The organism is Amycolatopsis kentuckyensis (genome assembly GCF_002155975.1).
In the GTDB taxonomy this organism is placed as follows: Bacteria; Actinomycetota; Actinomycetes; order Mycobacteriales; family Pseudonocardiaceae; genus Amycolatopsis; species Amycolatopsis kentuckyensis.
This window is the reverse complement of the sequence record NZ_MUMI01000350.1, coordinates 1-9,144: the sequence shown is the minus strand read 5'-3', so window position 1 is coordinate 9,144 and position 9,144 is coordinate 1. Positions and strand designations below refer to the sequence as shown.

At 71.8% G+C, this 9,144-nt stretch carries 9 protein-coding genes; 2 read left to right on the top strand and 7 right to left on the bottom strand.

The genetic code is table 11. The annotated features are described in order from the left end of the window. From CCN39_RS30640 to CCN39_RS30630, 3 genes are all read right to left on the bottom strand, one after another. Nucleotides 1-1,469, bottom strand: a 1,469-nt coding sequence (locus CCN39_RS30640) for an FAD-dependent oxidoreductase (protein WP_086847846.1), incomplete at its 3' end; no start/stop codon positions are given. Next, nucleotides 1,466-3,208: a maleylacetate reductase and hydroxyquinol 1,2-dioxygenase domain-containing protein gene (locus CCN39_RS30635; RefSeq protein ID WP_086847844.1), complete on the bottom strand. Its 1,743-nt coding sequence runs from the start codon at nucleotides 3,206-3,208 to the stop codon at nucleotides 1,466-1,468. The genes CCN39_RS30640 and CCN39_RS30635, both read right to left, overlap by 4 nt. A 75-nt stretch (nucleotides 3,209-3,283) precedes the next feature. Then, nucleotides 3,284-4,159, bottom strand: coding sequence for a helix-turn-helix domain-containing protein (locus CCN39_RS30630; protein ID WP_086847842.1), 876 nt, complete (start codon nucleotides 4,157-4,159; stop codon nucleotides 3,284-3,286). Between the two features lie 147 nt (nucleotides 4,160-4,306). Between CCN39_RS30630 and CCN39_RS30625 the strand changes: the two genes are divergently transcribed. After that, on the top strand, nucleotides 4,307-4,864 hold the full coding sequence (locus tag CCN39_RS30625) for a hypothetical protein (protein ID WP_086847840.1): 558 nt from the start codon (nucleotides 4,307-4,309) through the stop codon (nucleotides 4,862-4,864). Between the two features lie 4 nt (nucleotides 4,865-4,868). Here the strand turns inward: CCN39_RS30625 and CCN39_RS30620 are convergent, their stop codons facing one another. Together CCN39_RS30620 and CCN39_RS30615 are read right to left on the bottom strand one after the other, a co-directional pair. Next, nucleotides 4,869-5,735: a PDR/VanB family oxidoreductase gene (locus CCN39_RS30620; RefSeq protein ID WP_086847838.1), complete on the bottom strand. Its 867-nt coding sequence runs from the start codon at nucleotides 5,733-5,735 to the stop codon at nucleotides 4,869-4,871. 1 nt (nucleotide 5,736) lies between these two features. After that, nucleotides 5,737-6,357 (bottom strand): MSMEG_1061 family FMN-dependent PPOX-type flavoprotein, encoded by a 621-nt coding sequence (locus CCN39_RS30615; protein ID WP_167455226.1) that lies wholly within the window; start codon nucleotides 6,355-6,357, stop codon nucleotides 5,737-5,739. Between the two features lie 56 nt (nucleotides 6,358-6,413). Here CCN39_RS30615 and CCN39_RS30610 point away from each other — a divergent pair, with 56 nt between their 5' ends. Beyond that, nucleotides 6,414-7,031: a TetR/AcrR family transcriptional regulator gene (locus tag CCN39_RS30610; RefSeq protein WP_208630456.1), complete on the top strand. Its 618-nt coding sequence runs from the start codon at nucleotides 6,414-6,416 to the stop codon at nucleotides 7,029-7,031. On the opposite strand, the gene CCN39_RS30605 is transcribed toward CCN39_RS30610, so the two are convergent. After that, complete coding sequence (locus tag CCN39_RS30605) at nucleotides 7,021-8,292, bottom strand: right-handed parallel beta-helix repeat-containing protein (RefSeq protein ID WP_086847834.1); 1,272 nt, start codon at nucleotides 8,290-8,292, stop codon at nucleotides 7,021-7,023. The two genes, CCN39_RS30610 and CCN39_RS30605, sit on opposite strands and share 11 nt — an antisense overlap. A gap of 43 nt (nucleotides 8,293-8,335) precedes the next feature. Further along, a partial coding sequence (locus CCN39_RS50320) for a hypothetical protein (RefSeq protein ID WP_158104565.1) occupies nucleotides 8,336-9,144 on the bottom strand: 809 nt, incomplete at its 5' end.

Here is a 9,144-nt window from a genome sequence, read left to right as displayed (position 1 = left end):
CGGCCGCCGCGTGTCCACTTTGGACCTCGTGGGCGGCGGCCGTGCGGCCCGACCAGCCACGCGTGCGGCAGCTTCGCGCCCGGCTCGGTGCTCGGCCGGTGGAACAGCTCCGGATCGCGGTCGGGAGGAGCCGGGACGCCGTCGGGCAGCACGGCCCCGGACACGTACCGCTGGTCCAGCTCGACGCCGTGCGCGTTGAACTCGTAGTGCTTGAGCTCGATCGCCTTCTCCAGCTCACGCCGTTTCCGCGCCCCCTCGGCCGTCGGCGCGAGGCAGGTTTCCAGCCCGGCCGTGATGCCGTCGGCGTCGGTGTCGCCGGCGATGCCGAGCGCGGCGAAGATCGGCCCGAACTGGTCACGGCTGAGGTTCGCCCGGTCGACGATCTGCTTGCCCACCGGCGCCCGCTCGGCACTGTAGCTGTCCAGCAGCCCTTCGCCGGCCTCGCCGCGCAGCACCATCGCGAGCTTCCACGCCAGGTTGTACGAGTCCTGGACGGACGTGTTCGAGCCCAGCCCGTTCGACGGCGGGTGCCGGTGTACGGCGTCGCCGGCGCAGAACACCCGGCCGTTGCGGTACTCGGTCGCGTAGTTGTGGTTGACCGTCCACAGTGACGTCGAGGTGATCTCGACGTCCAGCGAAGCGTCCCCGACCAGGTCGCGCACCAGCCGCGTCGCTTCCTCGGCGTCGACCTCCGGTGGCGGCTGGGCGATGTCGTACCCCCAGGTCAGCAGCCATTCGTTCCACGGCCGCACCATCCGGACCAGGCCCATCCCGATCCCGCCGAGGTGCGCGCCCGGCCGCATCACCCAGTACAGCACGCTCGGCCGGTGCGCCACGTACCGCGCGAGGTCGGCGGTGAACGTGATGTTCATGCTGCCGGCCTTGCCGGTCTGCCCGGCGATCGGCAGCCCGGCCTGCTCGGCGACGCGGCTGCGGGCGCCGTCCGCGCCGATGAGGTACTTGGCGCGCAAGGTGAACTCGTCGCCGCGCACCCGGTCGCGGAACCGCGCACTGACCCCGGAACCGTCCTGGGTGAAGGACAGGAACTCCGTGTCCAGCCGCAGTTTCGCGCCCCGCGCGGCGGCTTCGCTCACCAGGATCGGCTCCAGGTAGGTCTGCGGCAGGTCGATCATGTGGCACGGGCTCGCGGCCGCGTATTCGGACGCCGACCGGTCGCCGGTGCCCCAGCTGGCGATCCGGCCGATCTCCGGTCCGGTCAGGGACGTGCAGAGCACGGTGTCGCCCATCAGCTCCGGCGGCGTCCCGGCGGCCAGCGCCTTGTCCTCGACGCCGAGGTCGCGCAGCACCTCCATGGTCCGCTGGTTGGTGATGTGGGCCCGGGGCGTGTTGGCCGTCCAGCCGTACTTGGTCGCCAGCACCGTGGGCACGCCGTAGGTGGCGAGCAGCAGCGCCGCCGAGCCGCCCGCCGGGCCGCTGCCGACCACGATGACGTCGGTGTCGTAGGTCATGCGTCGCTCCCTGAAATCCGGAAGGTGAAGTCGAGTCCTTCGCTGAAGTCGACGATCAAGCCCTCCTTGACGCCGAACACGGTGTCGGAGTCGAGGTACTCGCCGCCGGCGACGAACAGCTGCGTGATCAGCGTGCGATAACCGGGCTTGGCGATCATGAAGTGCACGTGCGGGGCCCGGTAGGGGTGCCGCCCGACGGCGTCGAGCAGCTGCCCGACCGGGCCGTCGGCGGGGATCGGGTACGCGCTCGGCACGATGGTCCGGAAGCGCAGCCGCCCGTCGGCGTCGGTGCGGAAGCGGGCGCGCAGCACCGGACCGTCGACGTCGGGCAGCTGGACGTCGTAGAAGCCGTCCTCGTTGGACTGCCAGACGTCGACGATCGCGTCCGCGACCGGCTCGTCGGCGGTGTCGACCACGCGGATGTCCGCCGACAGGGGAGTACCCGGCAGCCCGGACGCGAGGTCGGCGCCCTGCGGCGTCTCCGGCGGGCCGTCCACGTAGAACGGGCCGAGAACGGCCGACGGTGTCGTGTCCGGCGTCCGCGAGTTGGTCAGGACGTCGACGACGCTCGACACGCCGAGGGTGTCCGACAGCAGGATGAACTCCTGCCGCGTGTCGGTGGTGATGTGTCCGGCTCGGGTCAGGAACCCGATCGCGTACTCCCATTCGTCCTGCGTGAGGTCGGTGCGGATCGCGTAGCCGTGCAGCGTCTCGACCAGGTCGGTCAGGAGCAGGCGCACGCGGTCCGGCGCCCCGGCGAAGCTGTCGACGACCTGCTTCGTGAGCGCCTTGAGGCTCGGGCGCGCGGCCGGCCGGGTGCCGTGCAACGCCTGAAGCAGCAACTCGGGTTCGCCGTCGAGGTCCGCTTCGGTGAGGCCCAGCTCGGCGAGCGAATGCGGGATCGGGAGCGACGCGGCCAGCTCGAACACCTCCGCGGCGTCGTCGAGGCCCTGGTGCGCCATGACGTACGGGAGGAGGACGGCGTGGGTTTCGGCGTGCGGCAGCCCGAACCGGCCGCCGAGGTGGTGGCACAGCCGGTGGTGCAGGCCCATCTGCACCGCGTCGAGGCAGGTCCCGGCGAGCCAGGCGCCGCGCAGCGCGTCGGTCCGGGCGGCCACCTCGGACGGATCCGCCACGATCCGCGGCAAGGCCCCCGTGAGCAGCCTGATCGCTTCGGCGGCGAGCAGGTCGGTCATCGGGTTGGCGTCCGGGGCGTACCGCGCTTCGACGGCGTGGGCGAGCGCGTTGAGCCCGCTCGCGGCCGACACGGGGACCGGGAGGGAAAGGGTGAGCGACACGTCGTAGAGGACGGTTTCCGGCCGGACCTCCGGGGTCTTCCGCGTGGTCTTGCGGCCCTCGGCGGTCTCGCCGAGGACGGACGTCAGCTCGGAACCCGCGTACGTCGTCGGGACGATCAGCTGCGGCAGGCCGGTCCGCAGCGCGATCGCCTTGGCCAGCCCGGTCGCCGAGCCGCCGCCGATCGCGACGACGCCGTCGACGTCGTTCTCCGCGACGACCTTGAGCGCGCGCTCGGTGACGTCGACCGGCGTGTGCATCGCGGCGTCTTCGAAGCGCGCGGCCAGCCGGGGACCGAGCGCTTCCGCGGCCCGGTCGCCGTGGCGCGGGCGGCCGATCAGCAGGACCCGGCCGAGCCCGAGGCGGTCGGCCTCGGCGCCGAGCGTGTCGAGCGAGCCGAAGACCACCCGGACGGGGTTCGCGGCGTAGCTGAACGAGGTCATGCGACGCAGTATCCGGCGGCAAAATGGCGCGGTCCTGCACGTTCGTGCTGCGCGACGGCACGAAACGCGCGTGTGTCAGCGCGAGCGGCGCAGCGCGGCCGGCGTGGTGCCGAGCTGGGCGCGCAGCACCCGCGTGAGGTGCTCCTGGTGGGAGAACCCGCAGCGGACGGCGATCTCGGCGATCGGGTCGTCGCCCGTGCGCAGCAGCAACCCGGCCCGCTCGACCCGCAGCCGCAGCAGGTACCGGTGCGGCGGCAGGCCGGTGCGTGCCTTGAACCGGCGGGAGAACTGGCTGACGCTCAGCCCGGCGAGCGCGGCCAGGTCGGCCAGCGGCACCGGCTCGGCCAGCCGGTCCGCCATCAGGTCGCGGACCCGCGCGAACTGGCGGTCGGAGAGGCCGCGGGCCGGTTCGGGCCCGGGGACGTGCCCCGCGCGGTGGTGGCGCACGAGCTGGGCGGCGACGAGCGCGCCGAGCTGGTCGGCGTAGGTCCGGGCGCCCGGCTCCCAGTCGCGGACGACGCCGTCGAGGCCGAGCACGAGCTGTTCGAGCAGCGGATCGTGACTGCCGAGCTCCTCGGCGAGCCGCACGGGAGCGTGCGCTCCGGCGGCGTCCTGCACGGCGTCGTCGGCGAGGTAGACGTGCACGGTGTCGAGCGCTCCGCCCAGCTCGACGGACAGCTCGGCGTGCGACGGCTGCAGGAAGAGCCCGCCGGCGGGCATCCGCCGGCTCTGTTCGCGTGCGGTCCCGACCCCGCGCCGGACGGTCACCGGGCCGTCGAGGTGCAGGATCAGCTGGTGGCTGCGGGCGGCCCCGAACTCGGCGCGGTAGGGCCGTTCGCGTTGCCGGGAGACGTAGACGCGGTCCCAGCCGAGACCGGCGCTGGTCCGGTCCGGGCGGACCCAGGGCAGCGCGAGGATGCCGTTGGTGTCGGCCAGCCCGAGTTCGCCCACGCTGCCTCCTCGACGTGATCGTACCCGCCGGGGGCTGGGCCGCCCCGCTGATCCGACCAGGCGATACGGCCGATCGGCCGTAACACGCAGGGTGATCGTCACGACTCGTGAGACGACGGATACGGACACGGCTCACCGGGGGTCGGGATGGCCGAAGGAAGCTTCTGGAAGACGGCGCCGGGTGTGCTGACCGCCGTGGCGGGCGTGATCACGGCGGTCGGCGGGCTGCTGGCCATCCTGTTCCAGGTCGGCGTCCTCGGCGCCGCGGACAAGCCGCCGCCGGCGGCCTCCGGCCCGAGTTCGGTCCCGTCCTCCGCCGCGGCGGCGGCTCCCTCGTCGTCGGCTGCAGGCCCGGCGGGGCAGGGCGGCAAGCCGTGGAACGAGGCGACCGCCGTGATCACGCCCAGGGAGGGCGACCCCGTCGAGGCCCCGGCCTCGACGGTCCGCTTCTGCATCGGCGCCGGGACGGGGATCAACCTGAACGACAGCCTGGACGTCGCCTTCGAGAAGATGTCCGGGCTCGAGGTCACCCGCTCCGATCCCGCGTTGTCCTCGGGCGGCAAGGCCACCGTCAAGGTGCACCTGACCAGTGGGAAGGACGTGTCGGGCACGATCACCTCGGGCTGTGACTTCTTCGCGCAGACCGACATCGGCCGCTACAGCCTCTACCCGGACCGGCTGGCGAAGATCGAGTTCCGGCGCTGATCGCTCAGACGTCCAGCACCAGCCGCGGCGACAGCGCGCGGGACACGCACGGGTACATCCGGCCCGCCGCCGCGCCGATGTCGTCGCGGTGCTCGGGCTCGCCCTCCACGACCACCACCTCGCAACTGCCGCACACGCCCTCCCGGCACGCCGACGGCACCGGCCGCCCGGCGTGGTTCAGCGCGTCCAGCAGCGACTCGTCCGCCGGGACCTGGATCGTGCCCCCGGACCGGGCGCACACCACCTCGAACGGGGTGTCCGGCCCGAACGTCCGCCGGGTCGGCTCGAAACGCTCGGTGTGCACCGCGGGGAACACCGCCTCGGCCGCGTCCACCATCGACGCCGGGCCGCAGCAGTACACCTCCGCGGCCGGGAACTCCGCGGCCAGCGCCGCGAGGTCGGGGCGCCCGAGCCGCACGCGTTCTCCGTACCGCGACGAGAGTTCCGCGGCGAACGGCCGGCCCGCGTACGCCAGCGTCACCGCGGCACCGGAAGCGACCGCGGCACGCAGCATCGGCAGGATCGGCGTGATCCCGATCCCGCCCGCCACGAACAGGTACTCCGGCGCCGGGATCAGCGGGAAGTGGTTGCGGGGCAGCGAAACCGGCAGTGTCCGGCCGGGTTGCAGGAACAGGTGGACGTACTCCGAGCCACCGCGGCTCAGCGGGTCGTGGCGGACCGCGATGCGATAGGTCGACAGGTCACCGGGGTCGCCGCACAGCGAGTACTGCCGCGTCAGCCAGTTCGGCAGCTCCAGGTCGATGTGCGCGCCCGGTTCCCACGGGGCCAGCGGACCTTCGTCGCCGCGCAGGACCAGCGAGACGACGTCGTCGGTCACGCGCTCGATACGTTCCAGGATCGTTTTCTGCATGTCAGTACAGCTTCCGGTAGCCGTCTTCGAGGAGCTGGTCGAGCAGCGCCGGGTCGAGGTTCATCTTTTCGCCGGCGATCTCGCCTGCCGACGGCAGTTCCGCCGCGAGAGCCTGGCTGGCCGGGTCCCACAGGCGCGAGCGGATCAGCGCGCGGCCGCAGTGGAAGTACACCTCGGCGACGTCGACGACGATCGCCAGCATCGGCGCCTTCGCCTCGGTGCGCATCCGGGCGAGCACGTCCGGGTCGTCGGTGACGTACGCGCTTCCGTTGACGCGCAACGTTTCCCGCATGCCGGGGACGAAGAACAGCAGGCCGACGCCGTCGTTCTCGGCGATGTTGCGGAAGGAGTCGGCGATCTTGTTGCCGGGCCGGTCGGGCAGCGCGACCGTGCGCTCGTCGAGGACCTTGACGAAGCCGGGGTAGTCGCCGCGGGGGGAGCAGTCGGCGCGGCCCGCCGCGTCCGCGGTCGCCAGCGTCAGGAACGGCGAGTGCGCGATGAAGCGGCGGGCGTGGGAGTCGATGCGGTCGCCGATCTTGGCCTTGAGCATCTCCTCCGGCTCGCCGAGTCGGGCCCGCACCTCGGCCACGGAGACGCGGCGCAGCGTATTTGTGCTGGTCATGGCATAATTATGAGCAAATATTCAGATCTTGACTACTCGCTTTCCCGGAGGGATCCGTGCCGTCGGACCAGCGCCGCATCCAGCCACGTAAACAGCCGCGGCAGGTGCGCGCCGAGCTGACCCGGCAGCGGATCCTGACCGCGGCTGCTCACGTTTTCGCCGACCACGGCTACGCCGCCGGCACCACCAACCGCATCGCCGAGCGGGCCGGCATCTCGATCGGCTCGCTGTACCAGTACTTCCCGAACAAGGACGCGATCCTCGCCGAGCTGCTGACCCGGCACCTCGACGACGGCACGGCGGCCGCGGCGAAGGTCCTGTCCGGCCCGCTGCCCGATTCGATCGAGGAGGTCTTCCGGATCTTCGTCCGGCTCGCCGTCGAAGCCCACCGAGACGACCCCCACCTGCTGCGCATGCTGCTCGAGCAGGCCCCGCGCTCGGACGAGCTGCTCGAACGGGTCGGCCGGGTGAAGCGGGCCATGGTCGGCCACACCCGCGCCCTCCTGGACGGTCACCCCGAGGTCCGCGTCGCCGACACCGCCACGGCGGCCCGCCTGGTGATCGCGACGGTCGAGCTGGGCGTCCACGACCTGCTGGCCGAGCCCGACCCGATCGACGCCGAGCGGCTCGAGGACGAGATGGTCGCGATGCTGACCCGCTACGTCACGGGGTGAACTGGTAGGCGCCCGCGTCGATCCGGGTGCCGATCGCGTTGCCGTCGACGTCGATGTCCGCGTACTTCTTGACGCCGAGCCCGATGGCCGGGCTGCCGGTCTTGAGGATCAGGTTGGTCGCGGAGGTGAACTTCGGGTCGGCGACCTTGTCCGTGGCGCCCGGGGTGAACTGCCGCTGGCCGCCGTAGAAGACGTTGTGGTCGGTCGCGGTCCAGCCGGTGTCGGCGTACCCGATCTTCATCGCGGCCTGGATGACGTTCTGGGTCAGCTTGAGCGTCTGGTTGGTGCAGCCGCCGTAGCAGACGAACCCTTCGGACTCGGCGTGGCTGAGCCGGACGGAGTTGTTGCGGAAGACGGTGCCGGTCACCGGGCCGTTGCCGTCCTGGGCGCCGCGCGTCACGATGCCGCCGCGCGTCTTGGCGCCGAAGACCGCGTTGTACTCGTAGACGTTGTTGCGGGACACGCCGTCCGGGTCCTTCGCGTCGGTGCCGAGTTCGGTGAAGGACTCGTTGTCCTCGGAAATGTTGTGGTGGATGACGTTGTCGGATCCCCAGAAGACCTCGACCGCGGCGCCGTCGAGCCCGCCGAAGTCCTCGCTCGCGGCGATCGACCCGCTGATCCGGTTCCAGCCGATGTCGGAGCCGTTGCCCTGCACCAGGATCGCGAACGCGCCGGAGTCGTCGTTGCCACCCGGCGTCACGACGGTCATGTGGTTGTTGTCGACGAGGTCGTTCTGGGTCACCTCGGTGCCGTCGGCGCTCGGGGCGATGTAGACGCCCGCGCCGGCCCCGGTGATGTAGTTCGAGAGGACCTTGTCGTGGTCGCCGCCGACCTCGACGCCGGCCCAGGAGCAGCGCCCGGCGTCGGCCGCGACGCCGATCTGCAGGTCCTGCACGGTGATGTAGTCGCCGGGCAGGTTGATGCAGGCTTCTCCGTTGCCCTGGACGATCGGGCGGGCGCCGGCACCGTAGGCGCCGATGGTCACGGGCGCGGTGTCCGACCCCTTGCCGAAGACGCTGAGCCCGCCGGTCCAGGTCCGGCCGCGGCGCAGCAGCACGGTTTCCCCGGGTTTCAGTTCGGTGGCGGCGACTTTGGCGAGTGACTTCCAGGGCGCGGCCTGGGTCCCGGCGGCGTTGTCGTTGCCGAGGGCCTGGTCGACGTAGTAGGTGTTCGGATCCGCGGCGGCGTCGGTGGCGGTGACCGTGGTGGCCGCGAGGGCGGCGAACACGCCGAGCGAGAGCAGTTTCCACTGGTTCGACATGGCCCGCGACGCTAACCCGGGCGCGTATACGGGCCGTACAAGTTCAGCCGAGCCGCTTCATGATCGCTTGCGCTTCGGCCGGGCTGAGTGCGAGTTGGCGGTCGTAGCTGTGACCGCGGCTGATGTCGTCCAGCAGGCGCGTGGGTTCCCAGCGGCCCTGTCCGGCGTAGCGCTCCCCGCCCCAGCCGTCCGACTGGGTGACGAGGATGCGGGTGGCCTCGATGTCGAACGCCTCCCCGAGCGTGCCGTAGATCCCGAAGTACCTGGCACCCTGCCATTCGTGGCGTTGCCGGTGTTCGCGCACCTGCCGGGCCAGCTCGAACGCTTCCACGAGTTCGCGGCCGGAGGCGACTTCCCGGACCGTCCGGTGGCCGGCGACCTCGCCGGGCAGGTCGGCGGTCCGCCATTCGAGGTCGCGCCCGAACACGCGCGCGGTTTCGCCGTCGAGGTGGAGCACCGCTCGCGGGATTCTCCGCCCGTCGTGGACGAGGAAGCAGCGTGACCGCGGCAGCCGCGCGGTGATCCGCTCGACCTCCTCGGCGCTGAGCGGCAGGTGCCGGTCGAAGGAGTCGTCGAGCCGGTTCGACCGGGCCCACAGTCCCTGGCGCAGGTAGACCTCTTCGCGGCCGGTTTCGCGTCGGACCACGGAATGGACCTGGTCGAGATCGATCGCCGGCGGTCCGTCGAGGAAGCCGAAGTACTCGGGGCCCTCGGTCCGGCGCGCCGGCCGCGCCCCGGTCGCGAGGACGAACAGGAGGTGGTCCGCGCGCTCCCCGGACCGGAGTTCTTCGAGCCGCAGACCGGGTGGGACGGGTTCCCAGCGGAGGTTGCGCGTGTAGGCCTCGGCCGCGG